This is a genomic window from Streptomyces sp. NPDC045968, from assembly GCF_056430475.1.
This window is the reverse complement of sequence record NZ_JBWKLF010000013.1, coordinates 36,166-57,096: the sequence shown is the minus strand read 5'-3', so window position 1 is coordinate 57,096 and position 20,931 is coordinate 36,166. Positions and strand designations below refer to the sequence as shown.

The 20,931-nt window shown below is 71.0% G+C and carries 15 protein-coding genes; 11 read left to right on the top strand and 4 right to left on the bottom strand.

Annotated elements, in window-relative coordinates; genetic code table 11:
• The first annotated feature begins 36 nt into the window (after positions 1-36).
• Both AC07FA_RS30890 and AC07FA_RS30885 read left to right on the top strand, forming a co-directional pair.
• Positions 37-378 (top strand): YkvA family protein, encoded by a 342-nt coding sequence (locus tag AC07FA_RS30890; RefSeq protein ID WP_479079618.1) that lies wholly within the window; start codon positions 37-39, stop codon positions 376-378.
• 45 nt (positions 379-423) lie between these two features.
• Complete coding sequence (locus AC07FA_RS30885) at positions 424-2,304, top strand: rhamnogalacturonan lyase (protein WP_479079617.1); 1,881 nt, start codon at positions 424-426, stop codon at positions 2,302-2,304.
• 19 nt (positions 2,305-2,323) lie between these two features.
• Here AC07FA_RS30885 and AC07FA_RS30880 read toward each other — a convergent pair whose 3' ends face one another.
• The gene (locus AC07FA_RS30880) at positions 2,324-3,607 is read right to left on the bottom strand and encodes a DUF6777 domain-containing protein (protein ID WP_479079616.1); all 1,284 of its coding nucleotides are present in this window, start codon (positions 3,605-3,607) and stop codon (positions 2,324-2,326) included.
• Between the two features lie 232 nt (positions 3,608-3,839).
• Between AC07FA_RS30880 and AC07FA_RS30875 the strand changes: the two genes are divergently transcribed.
• Positions 3,840-5,018, top strand: coding sequence for a streptophobe family protein (locus AC07FA_RS30875; RefSeq protein WP_479079674.1), 1,179 nt, complete (start codon positions 3,840-3,842; stop codon positions 5,016-5,018).
• Here the strand turns inward: AC07FA_RS30875 and AC07FA_RS30870 are convergent.
• The 3 genes from AC07FA_RS30870 to AC07FA_RS30860 are packed head-to-tail and all read right to left on the bottom strand — an operon-like array spanning position 5,015 to position 9,106.
• Entirely contained in the window at positions 5,015-6,022 is a 1,008-nt protein-coding gene (locus tag AC07FA_RS30870; protein ID WP_479079615.1) for a serine/threonine-protein kinase, read from the bottom strand. The two genes, AC07FA_RS30875 and AC07FA_RS30870, sit on opposite strands and share 4 nt — an antisense overlap.
• A gap of 6 nt (positions 6,023-6,028) precedes the next feature.
• On the bottom strand, positions 6,029-6,739 hold the full coding sequence (locus AC07FA_RS30865) for an SH3 domain-containing protein (protein ID WP_479079614.1): 711 nt from the start codon (positions 6,737-6,739) through the stop codon (positions 6,029-6,031).
• A gap of 9 nt (positions 6,740-6,748) precedes the next feature.
• Positions 6,749-9,106: an FHA domain-containing protein gene (locus AC07FA_RS30860; protein WP_479079613.1), complete on the bottom strand. Its 2,358-nt coding sequence runs from the start codon at positions 9,104-9,106 to the stop codon at positions 6,749-6,751.
• Between the two features lie 110 nt (positions 9,107-9,216).
• Between AC07FA_RS30860 and AC07FA_RS30855 the strand changes: the two genes are divergently transcribed.
• The 8 genes from AC07FA_RS30855 to AC07FA_RS30820 all read left to right on the top strand — a co-directional run bounded on the left by AC07FA_RS30855 (position 9,217) and on the right by AC07FA_RS30820 (position 20,799).
• Positions 9,217-9,810, top strand: coding sequence for a GNAT family N-acetyltransferase (locus AC07FA_RS30855; RefSeq protein WP_479079612.1), 594 nt, complete (start codon positions 9,217-9,219; stop codon positions 9,808-9,810).
• A gap of 329 nt (positions 9,811-10,139) precedes the next feature.
• Positions 10,140-13,421 carry a LamG-like jellyroll fold domain-containing protein gene (locus AC07FA_RS30850; RefSeq protein WP_479079673.1) on the top strand — a complete coding sequence of 1,094 codons (3,282 nt, stop codon included), beginning with the start codon at positions 10,140-10,142 and terminating at the stop codon, positions 13,419-13,421.
• A 394-nt stretch (positions 13,422-13,815) separates the two neighbouring features.
• Positions 13,816-14,901: an ABC transporter substrate-binding protein gene (locus AC07FA_RS30845; RefSeq protein WP_479079611.1), complete on the top strand. Its 1,086-nt coding sequence runs from the start codon at positions 13,816-13,818 to the stop codon at positions 14,899-14,901.
• Between the two features lie 105 nt (positions 14,902-15,006).
• Positions 15,007-16,617, top strand: coding sequence for a sugar ABC transporter ATP-binding protein (locus AC07FA_RS30840; protein WP_479079610.1), 1,611 nt, complete (start codon positions 15,007-15,009; stop codon positions 16,615-16,617).
• Positions 16,614-17,585, top strand: a complete 972-nt coding sequence (locus AC07FA_RS30835) for an ABC transporter permease (RefSeq protein ID WP_479079609.1) — start codon at positions 16,614-16,616, stop codon at positions 17,583-17,585. The genes AC07FA_RS30840 and AC07FA_RS30835 overlap by 4 nt, the downstream gene beginning before the upstream one ends.
• Positions 17,582-18,640: an ABC transporter permease gene (locus AC07FA_RS30830; RefSeq protein ID WP_479079608.1), complete on the top strand. Its 1,059-nt coding sequence runs from the start codon at positions 17,582-17,584 to the stop codon at positions 18,638-18,640. Before AC07FA_RS30835 ends, AC07FA_RS30830 begins: the two co-directional genes overlap by 4 nt.
• A 42-nt stretch (positions 18,641-18,682) precedes the next feature.
• Positions 18,683-19,711 carry a LacI family DNA-binding transcriptional regulator gene (locus AC07FA_RS30825; RefSeq protein ID WP_479079607.1) on the top strand — a complete coding sequence of 343 codons (1,029 nt, stop codon included), beginning with the start codon at positions 18,683-18,685 and terminating at the stop codon, positions 19,709-19,711.
• Entirely contained in the window at positions 19,711-20,799 is a 1,089-nt protein-coding gene (locus AC07FA_RS30820; RefSeq protein ID WP_479079606.1) for an aldose epimerase family protein, read from the top strand. The genes AC07FA_RS30825 and AC07FA_RS30820 overlap by 1 nt, the downstream gene beginning before the upstream one ends.
• Positions 20,800-20,931 lie beyond the last annotated feature (132 nt).

Sequence of the window (20,931 nt, the reverse complement as noted above, 5' to 3'; positions counted from 1 at the left end):
CGGTGGTCCGGGCGGTGAACGGGTACAGGATGGGGCATGGACACCAAAGCCTGGCTCATCCTCGCGGCCGCCCTCGTGCTGCTCACCATGGGCATCGCCGCCGTCCTCCTCGTACGGGTGCTCCGGGCAAGGAAGCTGCTGCTCGACGCGGGAATCCCGCTCCGTAACAAGGCGCTGGTCTGGGCCGCTGTGATCTACACGGTGTCTCCGGTCGACCTGCTGCCGGACCCCGTCTACCTCGACGACATCGGGTTCCTGATGCTGGCCCTGCACTCCCTGCATCTCGCGGCGCGAACGGCCGGAACAGCGGTGACGGGGGCGCGGGCCGCGCACAAGGAGGCCCGGGGCGGCAACCTTTCGGTGCCCGGTGGCCACTGACGGGAGGAAACCGTCCCCGTTCGGAAGGCCCCCACCGTGGAACCCATGCCTCACCGACCGCTCCACCGGCGCCGCGCCAGCCGTACCCGCGCTCTGCTCGGCTCGCTCACGGCAGGGCTGCTCGCCGCCGCCGGGCTGGTCGCCGCGGGACAGACCTCGCAGGCCGCCACCGCCCGGCAGGCCGAGGCGCTGGACCGAGGCGTCGTCAGCGTGCACACCGACAGCGGCAACCTCGTCAGCTGGCGGTGGCTCGGCACCGACCCGGACACCGTGTCCTTCAACGTCTACCGGGCCGGCACCAAGGTCAACGCGTCCCCCGTCACGGGCTCGACGAACTACTTCCACACCGGCGCCCCCGCCACGGCCGACTACACCGTACGGGCCGTCGTCGACGGCGCCGAGCAGAGCGACTCCGCACACGCCATCCAGTTCCGGGCGGGCTACAAGGACGTCCCGATCACGCCCCCCGCGGGCGGCACCACACCCGACGGCGTGGCCTACACCTACGAGGCCAACGACGCCTCGGTCGGCGACCTCGACGGCGACGGCGCCCTCGACTTCGTACTGAAGTGGCAGCCGACCAACGCCAAGGACAACTCCCAGTCCGGCTACACCGGCAACACGTTCATCGACGGGATACGCCTGGACGGCACCCGGCTCTTCCGTATCGACCTCGGGCGCAACATCCGTTCCGGGGCGCACTACACGCAGTTCCAGGTGTACGACTACGACGGCGACGGGCAGGCCGAGGTCGCCATGAAGACCGCCGACGGCACCGTCGACGGAACGGGCAAGGTGATCGGCAGCGCGAGCGCCGACCACCGCGACGCGGCCGGCTACATCCTCACCGGACCCGAGTACCTGACCATGTTCAACGGCCGGACGGGCGCCGCGATGGGCACCGTCGACTACGTCCCGGCCCGTGGCGCCGTGTCGTCCTGGGGGGACTCGTACGGCAATCGCGTGGACCGCTTCCTGGCGGGCACGGCCTATCTGGACGGCGCCAGCCCGTCCCTGATCATGGCGCGCGGCTACTACACGCGCAGCGTCGTCGCCGCCTGGGACTGGCGGGGCGGAGCTTTCACCCGGCGCTGGACCTTCGACACGAACAGCTCGACCAACGCAGGCAAGGGGTACGACGGCCAGGGCAACCACCAGCTGTCGGTCGCCGATGTCGACGCCGACGGCAAGGACGAGATCGTGTACGGCGCCATGGCCGTGGACGACAACGGCAACGGGCTGTGGACCACGAGGAACGGCCACGGTGACGCGATGCACGTCGGCGACCTCGATCCCTCCCGGCCCGGTCTTGAGGAGTTCAAGGTCGACGAGGACAGCTCGAAGCCGTCCTCGTGGATGGCGGACGCCAGGAACGGGCAGATCCTCTGGTCCACCCCGGCGAGCGGGGACAACGGCCGGGGCGTCTCCGGCGACATCTGGGCGGGCAGCCCGGGCGCCGAGTCCTGGTCGTCGGCGGTGTCCGGAGTGCGTGGCCCGCAGGGCTCCGTCGTGACAAGCCGCAAGCCGTCCAGCACCAACTTCCTGTCCTGGTGGGACGGCGACACCACCCGGGAACTCCTCGACGGCACGCACATCGACAAGTACGGCACCTCGGCGGACACCCGGCTGCTGACGGGGGCCTCGGTGCACTCCGCGAATGGCACCAAGGCCACACCGGCACTCTCCGGCGACCTCTTCGGGGACTGGCGCGAGGAAGTCGTCTGGGCGACCACCGGCAACACCGCGCTGCGGATCTACTCCACGCCGTACGAGACCGGCACCAGGATCACCACACTGCTCCACGACACCATGTACCGCACGGCCCTGGCCTGGCAGAACACCGCGTACAACCAGCCACCGCACCCGAGCTTCGCCATCGGCAGCGGCATGGCGACCCCGCCGCGGCCGGTCGTCACCACGCCGTAGCGGGAGACCGGCTCGCCCCTCACACGACCGGTGAGGCGGGCGAGTCGCCCGGCGGCGGCGCGGACTGCGGTGCGGACGAGTCCGGCGGCGCCTCGGAGGACGGCGGAGGCTCGGACGGGGGCGGCTCCGTCGTCGGCGGCTCCGTGGAGGGAGCGGGCGGCGGGTCGTCGGAGGACGGCGCATCCGATGACGTCGTGTCCGACGGCTCATCGGAACGTGCATCGGAGTCGGACGGGGACGGCGACGTGGGGGACGGCGGGTCGGTCTTCTTGTCGCCCTTGCCGGTGTCGCCCGGCTCGCGGGTGAACCAGTCCCCGGACTTGGGATCGAAGACGACGAACACGTTCACCACCGTGGTGGAGGGCGTCACCACGACGACGTCCGACGACCGGTAGCCGGGCCACGCCGCGCCCTTCAGCTGCGGGGCGCTCTGCTGGGCGACCGGCGGAAGCAGCGGATTGCCACAGGCGCACCGCACCCGCGGCACGCCGCGGTCGTCGACGAGTACGGCCGTTCCGGCCTGCAGCACCGCCTGGTAGGCGGTGGCGGAGCCGTCCTTGTAGCCGTGATTGGTGACCCGGGTGTCCACCCGCAGCCGGACCGGGGTGAGCGAGCGCAGATAGCCCGGAACCCTGGAGGGTTCGATGTCCGGCACCGAGGCGAACGCCCGGTTCCTGTCCGGTGCGTCGGAGAGCGCGGTGATCTGCTTCTCCACGTCGCAACTGGCGGTCTTGCGGGTTCCGCCGTACAGCCCGGGGGCCGACCCCTCCACCACGCGGGTGGCGTTGGTCGTGGCGGTGGAACTCGGCACCGCGGTCGGTGTCGGGGAGGCCTCGGCCTGCTTGGCGGTGGACTCCGTGAACGGGTCCTGACCCGAGGAACCCGCCGCCTGGAGGAACACTTCGCCGCCCGCCTTCGTACCGCCGTCCGGGCGGGTCAGGACGACGGTGACCACCACGGCCGCGACCAGGGCCAGGGCGATGACGGCGACGCGCGGAGCGGACCGCCACCAGGCGCGGCCGGGCCCGGAACGGCCGCCGGACGCCTGCTGCCCGTCGCCGCTGGAGCCGCCGGAGCCGCCGCCTCCCGCACCGCCGGAGCCTCCGCCGCCACCCCCTGAATCGCCCGCGCCGCCCTGGCCGCCCGTGGAGCCGGGGGCGCCCAGTTCGCCGCCGCTGGGCGGGCCCGGTGGGGGGCCGGTCGGCGTGTCGGGCGGTGGCGTCGGCCCTGACGGGGAAGGGCCCGACAACGGGCCGGAAGGAGGTCCTGTCGGGCGGCCGGACGACGGCGGTTGCTCACTCACGGGCTCTTCTTCCCACAGCCGGGAACCAGTCCCAATTATGTGCGTACAGCCCTCATTGTGTGCCTTGTACCCCGGTGGCCCGCAAGCGGACGCGGTCGGCCCACGCCAGAGGGCGGGGCGCTCGGGCGCTGCTTAGCGTGGCAGCGTGAGCAGCCCCCGAAGCACAGGCAGAAACGGCGCGTCCCGCACCCGGCACGGCTGGGCCGACGCACTCGTGGCGGTGCTCGCGGGGATGATCGCCATGATCGTCGTGGGCGCCCTCGGCCTCTGGGCCGCAGGCGCCGGCCAGCTCCCCGGGGGCGCTTTCCCGCGCGTGGTCGCGGCGGTCGTCGTGATGGCGGCGGGCGGCTCCGTGGCGGTGTCCGGCGACGCCGGGGCACTCGCCGAGACGCACGCGGACCTCTCGGTGCTGCCGCTCTCGGTGACCCTCGTCGGCGCCCTCGCCGTCGCCGCGGGATTCCTCCGGCCGCTGCGCCACCGGGCCGTCGCCGGTACCGGCGAGCTGGCGGGCTGGGCCGCCCGGGTCGCGGCGCTGTGGCTCCTGGCACTCCTCGTGCTCTCGCTCCTGGCCAGGCAGACCTTCGCCCTTCCGGTCGAGGACCCCACCGGCGGGCTCATCGAGGACGTACTCGACGCCACACCCCGGGTCGGCTTCCGTGCCGACATCCCGCTCACCCTCGTCTTCGGACTGCTGTGGCTCGCGGGTGTCCTCGTGCTCGCCCTGCTGGTGGCGCGCGGCGCCCCGCTCCCCGCCCGGCTGCTGCGGTTCCAGGAACCGGTGCGGCCCGCTGCCCACGCCATGGTGGTGCTGCTGCTCGGGTACGTGGCGCTGGGCGTGGTCGTCGGACTCGTCGTCGTGGTGACGCGGGGACACTCCGCCGAGACGTTCGCGGTGATTCTCCTGGGACTGCCGAACCTCGTGTGGCTCGCGTTCACCCTGGGGCTCGGAGCGTCGTGGGAGGGCAAGGTCGACGGCCCGTTCGGACTGCCGATGCCCCAGGTGCTCGACTCGGTGCTCCGTACGCCGGACATCTCGACGCTCGATGTCCGTACGCTCGCCGAACAGGACGGCCGCGCGTGGTGGCTGGTCGTGGTCGCCGCGGTCGCGGTCCTCGCGGCGGCCTTCCTCATGGCGGTGCGCTCACCGGCCCGGACGCGCGCCCGGCAGCACGCCGCACACATGGCGGTGGCGCTCCCCCTGACGGTGCTCTTCATCTGCCTGGTCGCCAGGGTCTCCGCCCATCTGGGCCTCTCGCTCCTGGGCCTCGGCGACGTGGGCGGCGGGCTCGGCGGCGAGGTGCTGCTGCGCCCGCGCCTCTGGGCGGCGCTCGGCATCGCCGTCCTCTGGGGCGCGGTCACCGGCCTCCTCGGGGGCCTGCTCGCCTCACGGGTCATGCGCTCACAGCGTTAGGAAAAGACCGGCAGGGCCCAGCGGGGCGGCGGAGGCGGAGGTTCCACGGCGCCCTGCCAGGGAGTGGGGCCGCCTTCGACGCGGGTCGGGGGATGGGTGTCCGGGCCGACCCCCGCGGCCGCGGCCCGCAGGGCGGCGACGAACCGCAGACAGGAGTCGTAGCGGTCCTCCGGGCTCTTGGCGAGGGCCTTCGCCAGTACGCCGTCGACCGCGGCCGGAAGGCCGGGACGCTCCTCGCTCAGCGGCGGCGGAGGGTCGTACTGGTGCGCCCAGAGCAGGGCCATGTCGTCGTCCCGCCGGAAGGGCGGGGCGCCGGTCAGCGTTTCGTGGACGACGCAGGCGAGGCTGTAGACGTCGCACCGGCCGTCCACCGGGCGCCCCGAAATCTGTTCAGGGGCCACATAGTCGAGCGTGCCGACGAACTGGCCCACCGTCGTGAACCCGGTCAGCGAAAGGGACTTCTTCGTCAGCCCGAAGTCCGTGAGGTACACATGCTCCGGGTGGTCGCTGTCCGTTCCCGCGGCGACGAGGATGTTGCCCGGTTTGACGTCGCGGTGGACCAGGTCGTGGTCGTGGGCGGCGTCGAGTGCGGATGCCACCTGCGCGGCGATGCGGATCGCCGTGGTGAGCGGCAGTGGGCCCCGGCGGTCGATCAGGACGCGCAGATCCTGTCCCGCGACGAAGCGCATCGCGATGTAGAGCAGCCCGTCCGTCTCGCCCGCCTCGAAGACCGGCACGATATGCGGATGGTCGATCGCGGCGGCCACGCGTGACTCGTGCGTGAAGCGCTGCCGGAAGGTGTCGTTGCGGGCCAGCTCAGGTGCGAGCAGCTTCAGGGCGACCGTGCGGTCCAGCCGCAGATCCTTGGCCCGGTAGACGACGGCCATACCGCCACGGCCGATCTCGCTCTCCACCCGGTAGCCCGCGATCTGCTTGCCCAGCAGGTCGTGCGGCCTTCCGGCGGGAAGCTCGGCCTCGTGCGAGGGGGGCGGGGGTGGGACCATCGGAGGTCACCGGGCCGACCGGGTCGGAGGTCCCGCGGAAGGCCCCGAGGCGGGCCCCCGGTCGGATACGACGTGGGTCGGTTCGGGGCCGGTGTCTTCGACGATCCGGGTTGGTTCGGGGCCGGTGTCCGTGACCACCCGGGTCGGTTCCGGGCCGGTGTCCTCGACCACCCGGGTCGGCTCGGGCCCCGCCTCCCGTACCGGCCCCGTGCCCGAGGCGCCCCGGCCCGGGCCGGGCCCCGCCGACGCCGCGTACGTACTGAGCTGCTTTCCGTCGCAGTACACCCAGCGCTCGTGCTCCGCGTCGTACAGCCACACCGCCTCCCCGTCGACGACCGCGCCCACCCGCAGCCCCTGGGTGCGCAGGCGGAAGCTCTCACCGTCGAGCCGGCCGTCCGCCAGCTCCTGAGCGGCACGCCGGTACTGGTGGAGCGCCTCGTCGACCCTGGCCAGCAGGGGCCCCGGGTCCGCCGTGCGCGCGAGCGGCTGGTGGGCGGCCGGCGGAGCCTGCGGGACGGGGACGAGCAGCCTGCCGTCGATCCACGCGGACCATCCGTTGGCGCAGGCGATGAGCCCCCAGTCACCTCGCCGGTCGAGGAGTTGCACGGGCAGCAGGGGGTCGAGCGGCGCGGTCGGCCGGGAGACGTCGGGAGCCTCCCAGGCGGGCATTCCGTCCGGGGGGACGACATGGGTCGGGCGGAACTCCGGAGTCGCCATGGGCCGCCCCTACTTCCGCATGATGGCGGGTTCGTGGCGGCGCAGCAGCTTCGCGACCAGATATCCGAAGACGAGCGACAGCACCACCAGCATCCCCATGTTCAGCAGCCACACCCCTGCGGAGTGCGCGAACAGGGGATCGGACGTCAGCTTTCCGGGGACGATCGCACCGAGGTCGATCGTTCCCGCCATCGCCCCCAGGGCCCACCGAGACGGCACCAGCCACGCCAGCTGTTCGATCCCGATCACTCCGTGCAGGGTGAGCAGCGCCCCGCAGAACACGACCTGGACGATGGCGAGGAGGACCAGCAACGGCATGGTGACCTCCTCCTTGCGCACGAGCGCGGACACCAGGAGACCGAGCATCATTGCGGTGAAGGAGAGCAGGGCGACGGCCACGGTGATCTCCACCAGGGGCGGCAGCAGCACACCCTTGCCGCCCGGTGCGTTGAGATCGACGCCGACCAGACCCACCAGGGTCAGTACGACGGCCTGAAGGACCGTGATGACGCCGAGGACCACGACCTTGGACATCAGGTACGCGGATCTGGACAGCCCGACCGCACGCTCCCGTTGATAGATCACCCGCTCCTTGACCAGCTCACGCACCGCGTTGGCGGCGCCCGTCAGTACGCCGCCCACACAGAGGATGAGGAGGGCGTTCATCGCCGTCTCCCGGGTCAGCGCGCTGCCTGCCAGGGCCCGGGCCATCGCCCCCATCACGAACGGCAGGGCGATCATGATGATGAGGAAGGTCCGGTCGGCGCTCAGGGCGGCGGCGTACCGGCGCACCAGTGTGCGCAGTTGGGCGCCCCAGTTCCTGGTCTTCGGCGGAGGGGCGACGGTCGCGGCGGCCGGGACCTCCGGCAGCCGGGGCTGGGCGGTGGAGTTCAGGATGTACTGCCGGTGGTAGGTGGAGGCGGCGTACTGCCCCGCCCAGTCGCGGTCGCGGTCGTTCTCGAAGGCTTCGAACGCCTCGGGCCACTGCTCGAAGCCGAAGAAGGCCAGCGCGTCGTCCGGGGGGCCGTAGTAGGCGATGCGTCCGCCCGGCGCGAGGACGAGGAGCCGGTCGCAGACGTCCAGGCTCAGCACGCTGTGCGTGACCACGACGACCGTACGCCCGTCGTCGGCGAGGCCACGCAGCATATGCATGACGGAACGGTCCATCCCGGGGTCGAGGCCCGAGGTCGGCTCGTCGAGGAAGAGCAGCGAAGGCTTCGTCAGCAGCTCCAGGGCCACGCTCACCCGCTTGCGCTGGCCCCCCGACAGACTGTGGATCGGCTGGTCGGCGCGTTGTTCCAGGCCCAGTTCACCCATCACCTCGGACACCCGGGCCTGGCGTTCGGAAGCGGCGGTGTCCTGCGGGAAGCGGAGCTCGGCGGCGTAGCCGAGGGCGCGGCGGACGGTCAGCTGCGCGTGCAGGATGTCGTCCTGCGGTACGAGACCGATGCGCTGGCGCAGCTCGGCGAAGTCGCGGTAGAGGTCACGGCCGTCGTACAGGACCCTGCCCCGGTCGGCGGGGCGCAGACCCGTCAGTGCGTTGAGGAGGGTGGACTTCCCGGCGCCGCTCGGCCCGACCACCGCCAGCAGGCACTTCTCGCCGACCGGGAACGCCACCTCGTCCAGGAGCGTCTTGCGGCCGTGGTCGACCGTGACGGCCAGATCCTGGACGTCGAGCGAGACCTCACCTGTGTCGACGAACTCCTGGAGTTCGTCGCCGACCAGGCAGAACGCCGAGTGGCCGATCCCCACGATGTCCCCGGCCGCGACCGGCGCGCGCTCGACCGGGGTTCCGTTGAGGAACGTTCCGTTGTGGCTGCCGAGGTCGGCGATCTCGTACGTACCGTCCGCGAGGGCGCGCAGTTCGGCGTGCCGACGTGAGACGACCAGGTCGTCGATGACCAGGTCGTTGTCGCTGCCGCGACCGATGCGCACGGTACGGGCGGGCAGGGGGCGCACGGTCGTCGGCTGCCGGAAGGTGCCGGTCGCACCGGGCACCGAGACGGCCGACGGCCGTTCCGGGGAACGGGGGGCCGGTTCCGGGGGCCCGGACCCGACGAGAAGGGCGCGCGGCCCGTCGGACGGGCTGCCGAAGCGGATCACACTGCCCGGTCCGACGCCCGACTCATGGATGCGACGGCCCTCGGTGTACGTGCCGTTGGTGCTGTTCTCGTCCTCCAGCAGCCAGTGGTCCGCCTCAGGTCGCAGCACCGCGTGGTGCCAGGAGACCCGGATGTCGTCGATGACGATGTCGCTGAGAGGGTCGCGACCGACGTGGTAGTCCCGGCCCGGGCTCATCACTGTCGAACCTTGATCGGTTTCCAGGACGAGCTCGGGCGCAGTCGCCGCCAAAGGCCGCTGTCCCATGCTCGAAAGTCTAGCCAGGGCACCGCATTTGCGCGCGCCGCCGCTCAGCACCCTGTTGTATTAGTGCAAACAAGATCTATGGCTAGCTCAAAGTGGGCTAGGGTGATGTCATGGCTGCTCAGATACCCGCGCCCGTGACGCTGACCGGTCGGCATGTGACCCTCGTGCCGTTGACGATGGACCATGCCGAAGACCTCTTCGCGGCCGGTGGCCGCGACGACGAGGTCTGGCGATGGCTGGGCGGCCCTACGCCGCAGTCGCGGGACGAGCTCAGCGGGACGATGCGCGACCTGCTCGACGAGGCGGACCGGGGCGTGTACGTCCCGTATGCCGTCATCCACCGCGCGAGCGGCCGGGCGATCGGCTGGACCACGTTCCTGGACATCAGCGTGTCCGACGAACGGCTGGAGATCGGCTGGACCTGGTACGGTCGCGCGTTCTGGCGGTCGGCGGTCAACAGTGAGACGAAGCTGCTCATGATGACGTACGCCTTCGAGGAACTGGGCATGGGCCGCGTCCAGTTGAAGACCGATCACCTGAACCACCGCTCGCAGGCGGCCATCGCCCGCCTCGGTGCGCAGCGCGAAGGGGTGCTGCGCCGTCACCGCCGGCGCCACGACGGCACCTGGCGCGACACCGTCTACTTCTCGCTGCTCGCCGACGAGTGGCCCGAGGCGAAGAAGCGCCTCGGCGCCCGCCTCTGATCTGCTGCGGCGGGCACCACGTGCCCGCCGCCTCCCGGGCCTTCGTCCGACAGGCCCGGGATGATCTCCTGGTTGCCCGTCAGCCGGTTCGCGGCGGCCTCGAACTCCCGGGCCGACGCGCTGATCCTCCGGTCGGCCTCCCCGGCCCGCCCGCACGGACGCGTGCCGATGCGGGCCGCGGTCCTGACGCCTGCGGGTACAAATTTATATCGTTGAAAATTCTGCGTGCACGACGGTTGTTAAGCCGTTTGGGGCTGTGGCTCAATGTTCGACGACGAGCAGTGCCTCGCAGCTTCGGGGCACCCCGGCTTCTTCGACGAGGACGATGCCTGATGCAACAACTACCGCGCCCACGTGCTCTGTTCAGAGCCCTGGCCTGCACGGCTGCGCTGCTGCTGCCCGTCGGGTCCACCCTGGTCCCCGCCGCCGTCGCCGCGCCGGTATCCGCCTCCGCCGCGGCGGCTGCCACCACGTTCACGGACGATGACCCCTCGACCGAGGCGCACGGTCTGAAGGGCGAGTACTTCAGCATGTCGGCGCCGGGCGCCCGCGACTTCGCCGAGCTCGGCGGGGTCGCGCTCGACCCGGAGATCAACTTCCCCGGTCTCACCGGCACGTTCGAGTCCGCCACCGGCAGGACCGAGCACACGACGGCGCGTTGGACCGGCCTGCTCGAAGCCCCCGAGACCGGGGACTACACATTCGCCGCCATCGGTGACAACGGGTTCAGGCTTTTCATCGATGGCAACGTTGTCATCGACCACTGGCAGCCCGACTGGGACGTCGAGCAGACCAGCCGTCCCGTCGCGCTGACCGCGGGGGAGCCGCACGAGTTCCGGCTGGAGATGTTCCAGGACACCGGCGGCGCGAACATGTTCCTGCGCTGGTCGAGCGCGAAGCTCGCCAAGCAGATCGTGCCCGAGTCCGCGTTCACCCCGCCTGCCGACTTCGAGGTCTACCCGGTCGGGCTCGCCGTCTCCGAGGACGGTCTGCGGCTCCAGGCGGCCTTCGACGACGAGGTCGCGGCCGTGGAGGGGGTGAAGGACCACCTCACGATCGAGGCGGACACCTCACCGATGCCGGTGAAGGAGGTGGCCAGGGCGGCCGACGACCCCAAGGCTCTGATCGTCACCCTGGCAGCCCCCGTACAGAAGGGCCAGCAGGTCCGCGTCGCGTACGACGGTGAGGGCGGCCTCCGGGTGGGCGGCGAGACCGTCCCCGAGATCAGCCGCACGGCGAGGAACGGTTCCGCCCACCGGCTCACCACCCGGTGGGGTGACACGCTCGATCCCGCCCGCCCGCTGCCCGAGTACCCCAGGCCGCAGCAGGTGCGTGACCAGTGGAAGAACCTCAACGGCCCCTGGCAGTTCGCCGGGGCGAAGGAGGGGGAGCAGCCCGTCTTCGGCAAGACGCTCGGCGAGCGCATCACCGTGCCGTTCCCCGTCGAGTCGCAGCTGTCGGGCCTGGAGCGCCACGAGGACCACATGTTCTACCGCAAGCTCGTCACCGTCCCCAAGAGCTGGCGCGTCGGCACGGGCAGCACGTCCAAGCGGCTGAAGCTCAACTTCGACGCCGTCGACTACCGGGCGTCCGTCTGGGTCAACGGCAGGAAGGTCGCCGAACACACCGGCGGATACACCGGGTTCAGCGCCGACATCACCGACGCGGTCAAGGGCGGCGGCCCGCAGGAGATCGTCGTCGCGGTCACCGACGTCACCGGCCCCAACCAGCCCAAGGGCAAGCAGTCCACCCGACCCGGCGGCATCGTGTACACCCCGTCGTCCGGCATCTGGCAGACCGTCTGGATGGAGCCGGTCTCTCCGGTGGCGGTGGACTCGCTGACGACCACCCCGGACATCGGCACCGGCCGCCTCGCCCTCACCGTCAACTCCGAGGACGCCTCGGCCGGAGCCAGGGTCAAGGCCGTCGCGCGCGACCGCGGGGGCAAGGCCGTCGGTACGGTCACCGGCCCGGCCAACCGTCCGCTGAGTCTGCCCGTGGCGGATCAGCACCTGTGGAGCCCGGACGACCCGTACCTCTACGACCTCGACGTGACCCTGACCGACGGCCGTTCCACCGACACCGTCGACAGCTACTTCGGTATGCGCTCCCTGAAGGTCGCGAAGGTCGGCGGCTACCAGAAGCTCGTACTCAACGGAAAGCCGTTCTTCTCCCTCGCCATGCTGGACCAGGGCTTCTGGCCCGACGGCCTCCACACGCAGCCCAGCGACGCGGCGCTCACCTTCGACCTGAAGGCGCAGAAGGACCTCGGCTTCAACGCCGTACGCAAGCACATCAAGGTGGAATCGCCGCGCTGGTACTACCACGCGGACCGGCTCGGTCTGTTGGTGTGGCAGGACTTCGTCTCCGCCGACATCAGCGACGACCAGGGCAAGCAGGCCTTCCTGTCGCAGGGCAAGGAGATGATGAAGCAGCTGCACAACCACCCCTCGATCGGCGGCTGGATCGTCTTCAACGAAGGCTGGGGCGAGTGGGACCGCGCCGAGACCGGGAAGATCGCCGAGGCCGTGAAGGCCGATGACCCGTCCCGGGTCGTCAACGCGCACAGCGGTGTCAACTGCTGCTCCTCCAAGGGTGATTCGGGCAAGGGCGAGATCATCGACCACCACGACTACCTCAACCGCGAGGCACCCTTCCCCGACCACCGGGCCGCGATGGACGGCGAGCACGGCGGCTTCACCCTCAGGACTCCCGGACACATGTGGCCGGGTGCTCCCGCCGCCATCTACAGCGGGGTCGCGGACAAGGACGCGCTCACGGCCAAGTACGTCGACAACACCCGTACGTACTACCTGGCGGCGGCCAACGCCGAACTGTCCGGCTCCGTCTACACCCAGGTCAGTGACCTGGAGAACGAGCTCAACGGAATGTGGACCTACGACCGCCGCGAGATCAAGGTCGACCCCCGCCGGGTGCGAGAGATCAACCAGCAGGTCGTCGCGGCCGGCGCGGCCGCGGGTGACCGCGACGCGCTGAAGGGCGGGGCGAGCTGGTCGCTCGACGAGAACCAGGGCACCACGGCGGCCGACAGCGGCCCCAACCGTGTCCCGCTCACGCTCACGCAGGGCACGTCGTGGACTGCGGGTGTGCGGGGTTCGGGGCTGAGGTTCGACGGCGTGGGGCAGTACGCGCAGACCGCGGGCCCGGTCGTCGACACCACCGGCGCCTATACCGTGTCGGCCTGGGCGTCGGCCGACGCGCTCCCGGGCAACTACGCGACCGTGGTCAGTCAGGACGGCAGGCGCACGGAGAATCCGTTCTATCTCCAGTACGGCCAAGGCGCGTTCGCGTTCAGCACGCCCGGCGGCCACCGCGCCCGGGTGGAGATGACGCCGGACACGGGGCGCTGGTACCACCTGGTGGGCGTGCGCGACGGTGACGAGATCAAGCTGTACGTCGACGGGGAACTCGCGGCCACCGCCGCGGCCGGACCCGCCGATGTCAGCACCGGCCCGCTCTCCGTGGGCCGTGCCAGGTACGCCGGTCAGAACGTCGACTTCTGGAAGGGCGCCGTCGACCAGGTCCGGGTGTACGACACGGCGCTCACCGCCCAGGAGGTGAGCGCGCTCCACGACGGCGAGAAGCCGTAGCGGCCGCGTTCGTACCGAGGTGAGGCCCGGCGGCGAAGATCCGCCGCCGGGCCGCCGCGCCCCCGCACGCGCCGGGCGGGGTCGTGCGGCAACGCCCGCTGTCCGAACGTGGGTTGGCCTCTGCCCGGGCGGCCCGACACATTTTGGAAACGCACCGGCCACGCTCTTGCCGCCCGCGCGGCAGCACATATATAACGTTGTAAACCGAGCCGCCGACAGGCTTCGCAGGCTCTCACGACCGTCGTTGTCGCCGTGCGAAGCGGGGTCGTGAGACATGCGGTGACCTCAGCCGCCCAGCGGCTGACCTCTCGTCCAGCCATGCCCCGACCGTCCAGCCATGCCCCGACCGCACGCCGACCGGTGTGCCGTCATCCCGCCAAGGAGCGTTCCGCGCATGATGATCCAGCGCCGATCCCGTACCCTCGCCGCGGCCTGCCTGCTCGCCGCCACCGCCATGCTGGCCGCCTCCGGCTGCGCCAAGTCGGAAACCTCCGACAACGCGGGTGGTGACAGCGGTCAGGGGGCCCAGGCGGCCAAGACCCCCGAAGGAACCTCCGGAGCCGGCTGCTCGCTCCAGACCTACGGCGGGCCGAAGCTGGACCTGAAGAACGCCGTGGTCGGCTTCTCCCAGTCGGAGAAGGAAGCCAACCCGTTCCGTATCGCCGAGACCCGGTCCATCAAGGACGAGGCCAGGAAGATCGGTGTCAAGAAGCTGCTCACCACCAACGCGCAGTCGCAGCTGTCCAAGCAGATCAGCGACATCCAGGACATGCTGTCGCAGGGTGCCCAGTTCCTCATCGTGGCCCCGCTGAACTCCGACGGTCTGGAGCCCGCCCTCAAGGCGGCCGCGGCCAAGAAGGTGCCCGTCCTCACCATCGACCGCAAGGTCAACTCCACCGCCTGCAAGGACTATGTCGCCTTCCTCGGCTCCGACTTCGTCGAGCAGGGCAAGCGCGCCGCCGACGCGATGATCACGGCGACCGGAGGCAAGGCCAAGGTCGCCATCCTCCTCGGAGCCTCCGGGAACAACGTCACCACCGACCGCACCAAGGGCTTCGTCGACCAGATCGCGGCGAAGGCACCGGGCATCGAGATCGTCGCCCAGCAGACCGGCGAGTTCGCCCGCGACAAGGGCCAGCAGGTCATGGAACAGCTCATCCAGTCCAAGCCCGACATCACCGCCGTCTACGCCGAGAACGACGAGATGGGCCTCGGGGCCGTCACCGCCCTGAAGGCCGCGGGCAAGAAGCCCGGCAAGGACGTCAAGATCGTCTCCATCGACGGCACCCGCAACGCCGTCCAGGCCCTCGTCAACGGCGAGTACAACGCCGTCATCGAGTCGAACCCGCGGTTCGGCCCGCTCGCCTTCGCCACCGCCCAGAAGTTCTACGCGGGCGAGGAGATCCCCGAGAACGTCATCATCTCCGACCGGGCGTACGACGAGGCCAACGCCAAGGCCTCGCTCGGCGGAGCGTACTGACCCGCACCGAACCCCTCCGGAACACCGCCGCCGTGGTCCTCACCGGTCACGGCGGTGGTGGGCCCGCGCCCAGCCCTGGAACGGAACAGCGGAAGGCCACGACCCATGGCACCACCCGAAGCAGAACCCCGGACACCGGAGGCACCCGCCCCGCCCTCGGGCCCCGCCGTCCTCGAAGCGCGCGCGGTGAGCAAGCGGTTCCCGGGCGTCGTCGCCCTCGACCAGGTCTCCTTCGCCCTGCGCGCAGGCGAGACCCACGCACTGGTGGGGGAGAACGGCGCCGGCAAATCCACCCTCATCAAGGTGCTGACCGGCGTCTACCGGCCGGACGAGGGCGAGCTACGGCTGTCGGACCGCCCGGTGCGCTTCGCCAGGCCCTTCGAGGCACAGCAGGCAGGCATCTCCACGATCTACCAGGAGGTGAACCTCGTCCCGCTGATGAGCGTGGCGCGCAACATCTTCCTCGGCCGGGAGCCCAAGAACCGCCTGGGGCTCATCGACTTCGCCCGTATGCACCGCGAGGCCGCCGGGCTGCTCGACGGCTTCGGCGTCCGCGTCGATCCCCGAAAGCCCCTGCACACGCTCGGAATCGGCACCCAGCAGATGGTCGCCCTGGCCCGCGCCGTGTCCGTCGACGCCCGGGTCGTCATCATGGACGAACCCACGTCCTCGCTCGAACCGCGCGAGGTGGAAACCCTGTTCCGGGTCATCGGAGACCTGCGCGACCGGGGCATCGCCGTCCTCTACGTCAGCCACCGCATGGACGAGCTCTACCGGATCTGCGACCGCGTCACCGTCCTGCGCGACGGCCGCCACATCCACACCGGCGACCTGGCCGGCCTCGACCGTATGCAGCTGGTCTCGATGATGCTCGGCCGGGACCTGGCCGAGGTCCGCCGGTCCGGCCTCACCAGCTTCGCCGCCGGCGGCCACGACGCCTCCCGCACACCCGTGCTCACCGCGACCGGTCTCTCCGTACGCCACCAACTCGACGACGTGTCGCTGTCGTTGTACGCGGGCGAGGTGCTCGGCCTCGGCGGTCTCCTCGGCTCCGGCCGCAGCGAGACGGCGAAGGCGCTGGCAGGCGCCCTGCGTGTGGACGCGGGAGAACTCACCGTCGACGGCCGTCCCCTGCGCCGCCCGACCCCGGCCGCGGCCATCCGCGCCGGCATCAGCCTGCTGCCCGAGGACCGCAAGGCCGAGGGCATCGTCCCGGGCCTCTCCGTGCGCGAGAACATCGTGCTGGCGGCCATGCCCCGGCTCTCCCGGGCCGGGGTCGTCTCCCGCGCCAAGCAGGACCGCATCGTCGACCTGTTCATGAAGCGCCTGAGGATCAAGGCGTCGAGTCCCGAGCAGAAGGTCGGCGAACTCTCCGGCGGCAACCAGCAGAAGGTGCTCCTGGCCCGCTGGCTCTGTCTCGAACCCAAGGTCCTGCTGCTCGACGAACCCACCCGCGGAATCGACGTCGGCGCGAAGGCCGAAGTCCAGAGCCTCATCGACGAACTCGCCCGCGAGGGCCTGGCCGTCCTCCTCATCTCCTCCGACATCGAGGAACTCATCGAGGGCGCCGACCGCGTCGTCGTCCTGCGCGGCGGCACCGTCGCGGGCGAACTGGCGGGCGACGAGGTGGCCGAGGGCCGGCTGCTCGAAGTCCTCGCCGATCACACACCGGTGCCCGAGGAGAAGGCCCCTGCCGCTCAGGAGGACCCCCGATGACCCAGGCCACGCTCGCTCCACCCGCCCGGCCCCTGGCACGACTGCGCGACCCAGCCTGGTACCAGGAGTACGGCGTGTACGCCGCCGTGGCGGTGGTGCTCCTGTTCAACGCACTGTTCACCGAGCACTTCATGACCGCCGACAACCTGCGTACCCAGCTCGTCCAGGTCGCCCCCATCGTCATCGTCGCCCTGGGCATGGCCCTCGTCATCGGCACCGAGGGGGTCGACCTGTCCGTCGGCTCCACCATGGCACTGGCCACCGCCCTCCTCCCGCTCTACCTCGGATACGGGCTCGTGCCCGCCCTCCTCGTCGCGCTGCTCGCGGGAGCGGTCGTCGGAGCCGTCAACGGGACCCTGGTCTCCCTCATCGGACTGCAGCCCATCGTCGCCACCCTCGCCCTGTTCGTCGGCGGCCGGGGACTGGCCCTCGTCATGGCCGACGGACAGCTCAAGCAGATCGTCAACCCGGATCTGCTCTCGCTCGGGACCGGTTCGTTCCTGGGCGTTCCGCTGGTCGTACTCATCGCCGGAGTGCTGGCCGTTGCCGTGGCGTTCCTCGTGCAACGCACCACCTTCGGCCGTCAGATCGTCGCCGTAGGGGGCAACAGGCCGGCCGCGGCCCTCGCCGGACTGCCCGTCAAACGGGTCCTCGTCGGCGTGTACGTGCTCTGCGGAGCGCTCGCCGCGCTCGCCGGCATCCTCGCCACGGCCAGGCTCACCGCCAGCGACCCGTCCTCGCTCGGCACCCTCATGGAACTCTCCGCCATCACCGCAGTCGTGGTCGGCGGCACCCCCCTCAACGGCGGCTCCATCCGGGTGCTCGGCACCGTCGCGGGCGCCCTCCTCATGCAGCTGCTGCGGGCCACCCTCGTCAAGCACGACCTGCCCGACTCCACCGCACAGATCGCCCAGGCGGCCATCATCATCGCCGCCGTCTACGTCGCCCGGGAGCGTCGGTCCCGATGAACGAAACCACACCCGCCCCCCTGGCCCGCGTCCCCGCCCCGCGGAAGTCCCCGGCGCCCGGCAACGACGACCACCGCCCCGCCCGAGGCCCCCGGGAAGGGTCCGCGCAGCGCCTCGCCGGACTCGTCCAGCGCCAGGGTGTGCTGGCGGTCCTGCTGACCGTCGTGCTCGTGGCCTCGTTCGTCTACCCGACGTTCGCCACCCTGGACAACGCCCGGGGGGTGACCGTACAGGCGTCGTTCCTCGCCGTGGTGGCGCTCGGCATGACCATGGTCATCATCACGGGCGGCATCGACCTGTCGGTGGGTTCCGTCTTCGCCCTCGGCGGGGTCCTCGCCGCCTGGGCCTCGCAGTGGGGCATCCTGCCCGCGCTGCTCGTACCGCTTGTGGCCTGTGGCGCGATCGGACTGCTCAACGGGCTGCTGATCGCCCGGGCCGGCATGGCGCCCTTCATCGTCACGCTCGCCACCCTGCTCGCGGCCCGCGGCGTCCTTCTCGCCCTCACCGACGAGGGCGCCACCACCTACCTCGTGCCCAAGGAGTCCGCCTTCGCGGAACTCGGCCAGGGCAGTGTCTGGGGCTTCGGCCATCCGATCCTGATCGCCCTGGTCCTGTTCGGGGCGGGCGGACTGCTGCTTCAGCGCACCTCGTTCGGCCAGACGCTGTTCGCCGTCGGCGGGAGCGGTGACGCCGCCACCCTGATGGGGCTCCCCGTCGCCCGGACCAAGATCCTCGTCTACACGCTCAGCGGGCTGCTCGCCGGACTCGCCGGGGCGCTCAACGCGGCCAGGCTGTCCTCCGGCGTCACCATCGTCGGCGTCGGCATGGAACTCGACGCGATCTCCGCCGTCGTCATCGGCGGGACGCTCCTCGTCGGAGGCGCCGGATCGATCAGCGGCACCCTCTGGGGTGTCCTGCTGCTCGCCGTCATCCAGAACCTGATCAACCAGATCGGCTCGCTCAACTCCTCGTACCAGTCGGTGGTCAGCGGCGGCTTCCTTATCGTTGTCGTGGTGGCCCAGCGCTATCTCGCGCGCGGTCGACGAACCACCTGAGCCGGCCGGGCCGAACAGAACCAATCCAAGCCAAGGAGTGCCGTGGGCGTCAGCCTCAAGGACGTTGCGCAACGGGCGGGCGTGTCCATCAAGACCGTGTCGAACGTGGTGAACAACTATCAGCACGTCACACCCAAGATGCGGGCCAAGGTGCAGCAGGCGATCGACGAGCTGGGGTACCGGCCGAATCTCACCGCGCGCCATCTGCGCAAGGGCCGTACCGGCATCATCGCCCTCGCCGTACCCGAGTTCGGCAACCCGTACTTCGCCGAGCTGGCCGGGGCGGTCGTCGACGCGGCGGCGCGGCACGACTACACCGTCCTGGTCGACCACACCGCCGGCCTCCGGGAGAAGGAGCTCCTGGTCAGCCAGGGTTTCCGGTCCCATGTGATCGACGGGCTGATCCTCAGCCCCATCCACCTGGAGACCGAGGACCTCATGGCGCGTACGGAGACGGCACCCCTGGTCCTGCTGGGCGAGCGGGAGTACGAGGCGCCGTACGACCACATCGCCATCGACAACGTGGCCGCGTCCCGCGCCGCCGTACGGCACCTCCTCGACAGCGGCCGCCACCGCGTCGCCTTCCTCGGCTCGCGCACCGGCCGCGAACGCCAGCCCGCCCATCTGCGGCTGCGCGGCTGGCGCGAGGAGCTGGCCGCCGCGGGCATCGAGCCCGACGAGTCCCTCGTCGTCGTCACCGACGGCTACGGCCGTGCGGACGGAGCCGCGGCCATGGCCTCCCTCCTCGACCGCGGGGAGCGGCCCGACGCGGTGTTCGCCTACAACGACCTCATCGCCATCGGAGCGATGCGGACCCTCACCGAACGAGGGCTGCGCATCCCGCAGGACATCGCCGTCGTCGGCTTCGACGACATCGAGGAGAGCCGGTACGGAGCCACGACACTCACCACCATCGCCCCGGACAAGGAGGCCATCGCCCGGCTCGCGGTCGACAGTCTCGTCGAACGGCTCTCGGGCAGTCCGGTCGCCGAACCACGGCGGCCCCGCCCCGGATACCGGCTCGTGGTCCGTGAATCGACCGCCCCCGGCCCCGTCACCGAGGTGCGCTGATGCCGCGCCCCACCGCGTACCGCACACCGTTCGGCCGCGCCCACGGGCAGACGGACGTCGACCTGTGGACCCTCGACTCCGGTACGGGGGTGCGGGCCGGAGTCCTCACGTACGGCGGCGTCCTGCACAGCCTCACCGTGCCGGACACCAAGGGCGACGAGGCCTCGGTCGTCCGGTCGCTCGCCACGCTCGACGACTACACCGGCAGGAATCCCTACTTCGGTGCGGTCGTGGGCCGTTACGCGAACCGCATCGCGCACGGCAGGTTCACCCTGGACGGCGCCACCCACCACATCCCCGCCAACGACCGCGGCCACGCCCTGCACGGGGGCCCCGACGGCTTCCACACCAAGGTGTGGGAGGCCACCGCCCACCGCACCGACGAGACCGTGGCACTCACGCTCACCCTGCACAGCCCCGACGGCGACATGGGATTCCCCGGAGCGCTGGACGTCGCTGTGACGTACAGCCTCGACAGCGCGGGCACGCTCGCCGCCGAGTACACCGCGACCACCGACCGCCCGACCGTCGTCAACCTCACCAACCACGCCTACTTCGAGCTGACCGGCGAGGGCGACCTCCTCGGGCACACCCTGGAGGTGGACGCGGACCACTACCTCCCGGTGGACGCGGACGGCATTCCGCAGGGCCCTCCGGCCGACGTCCGCGACACCCCGTTCGATCTGACCGCACCGCACACCCTGGGCGACCGGCTGGGCCACGAGGACGGTCAACTCCGCCTGGCCGGCGGCTTCGACCACTGCTGGATCCTCCGCGATCCCGGCACGGCGCGGACCGGCGGCCTGCGCAGGGCGGCCCTGCTCACCGCCCCCGGCGCGACGCGGGCCATGGAGGTGTGGACGACGGAGCCCGGCATCCAGGTCTACACCGCCAATCAGCTGGACGGTGCGTTCACCGACGCGACGGGCCGCGGCCACGAGCGGCACGGCTCGGTCTGCCTGGAGACGCAGCACCTGCCGGACTCGCCCAATCGCCCGGACCATCCCAGTACCGTGCTGCGGCCCGGTGGCACCCTCCGCAGCCGCACCGAATGGCGCTTCCCGCACCTCCGTCCCGCACATCCCTGAGGAGCCCGGCGGCCTGGGGGGGGGGGGGGGGGGGGGGGGGGGGGGGGGGGGTTTTTTTGTTTTCTGTTTTTCTGGGGGGGGGGTGTTTGTTATGGTCTGGGGGGGGGTTTTTTTCGCTCGGGTGAGGAAAGG

Coding starts and splice junctions, on each gene's coding strand:
- AC07FA_RS30890 (WP_479079618.1), top strand. CDS start 37: ATGGACACCAAAGCCTGGCTCATCCTCGCGGCCGCCCTCGTGCTGCTC.
- AC07FA_RS30885 (WP_479079617.1), top strand. CDS start 424: ATGCCTCACCGACCGCTCCACCGGCGCCGCGCCAGCCGTACCCGCGCT.
- AC07FA_RS30875 (WP_479079674.1), top strand. CDS start 3,840: ATGATCGCCATGATCGTCGTGGGCGCCCTCGGCCTCTGGGCCGCAGGC.
- AC07FA_RS30870 (WP_479079615.1), bottom strand. CDS start 6,022: ATGGTCCCACCCCCGCCCCCCTCGCACGAGGCCGAGCTTCCCGCCGGA.
- AC07FA_RS30865 (WP_479079614.1), bottom strand. CDS start 6,739: ATGGCGACTCCGGAGTTCCGCCCGACCCATGTCGTCCCCCCGGACGGA.
- AC07FA_RS30860 (WP_479079613.1), bottom strand. CDS start 9,106: ATGGGACAGCGGCCTTTGGCGGCGACTGCGCCCGAGCTCGTCCTGGAA.
- AC07FA_RS30855 (WP_479079612.1), top strand. CDS start 9,217: ATGGCTGCTCAGATACCCGCGCCCGTGACGCTGACCGGTCGGCATGTG.
- AC07FA_RS30845 (WP_479079611.1), top strand. CDS start 13,816: ATGATGATCCAGCGCCGATCCCGTACCCTCGCCGCGGCCTGCCTGCTC.
- AC07FA_RS30840 (WP_479079610.1), top strand. CDS start 15,007: ATGGCACCACCCGAAGCAGAACCCCGGACACCGGAGGCACCCGCCCCG.
- AC07FA_RS30835 (WP_479079609.1), top strand. CDS start 16,614: ATGACCCAGGCCACGCTCGCTCCACCCGCCCGGCCCCTGGCACGACTG.
- AC07FA_RS30830 (WP_479079608.1), top strand. CDS start 17,582: ATGAACGAAACCACACCCGCCCCCCTGGCCCGCGTCCCCGCCCCGCGG.
- AC07FA_RS30820 (WP_479079606.1), top strand. CDS start 19,711: ATGCCGCGCCCCACCGCGTACCGCACACCGTTCGGCCGCGCCCACGGG.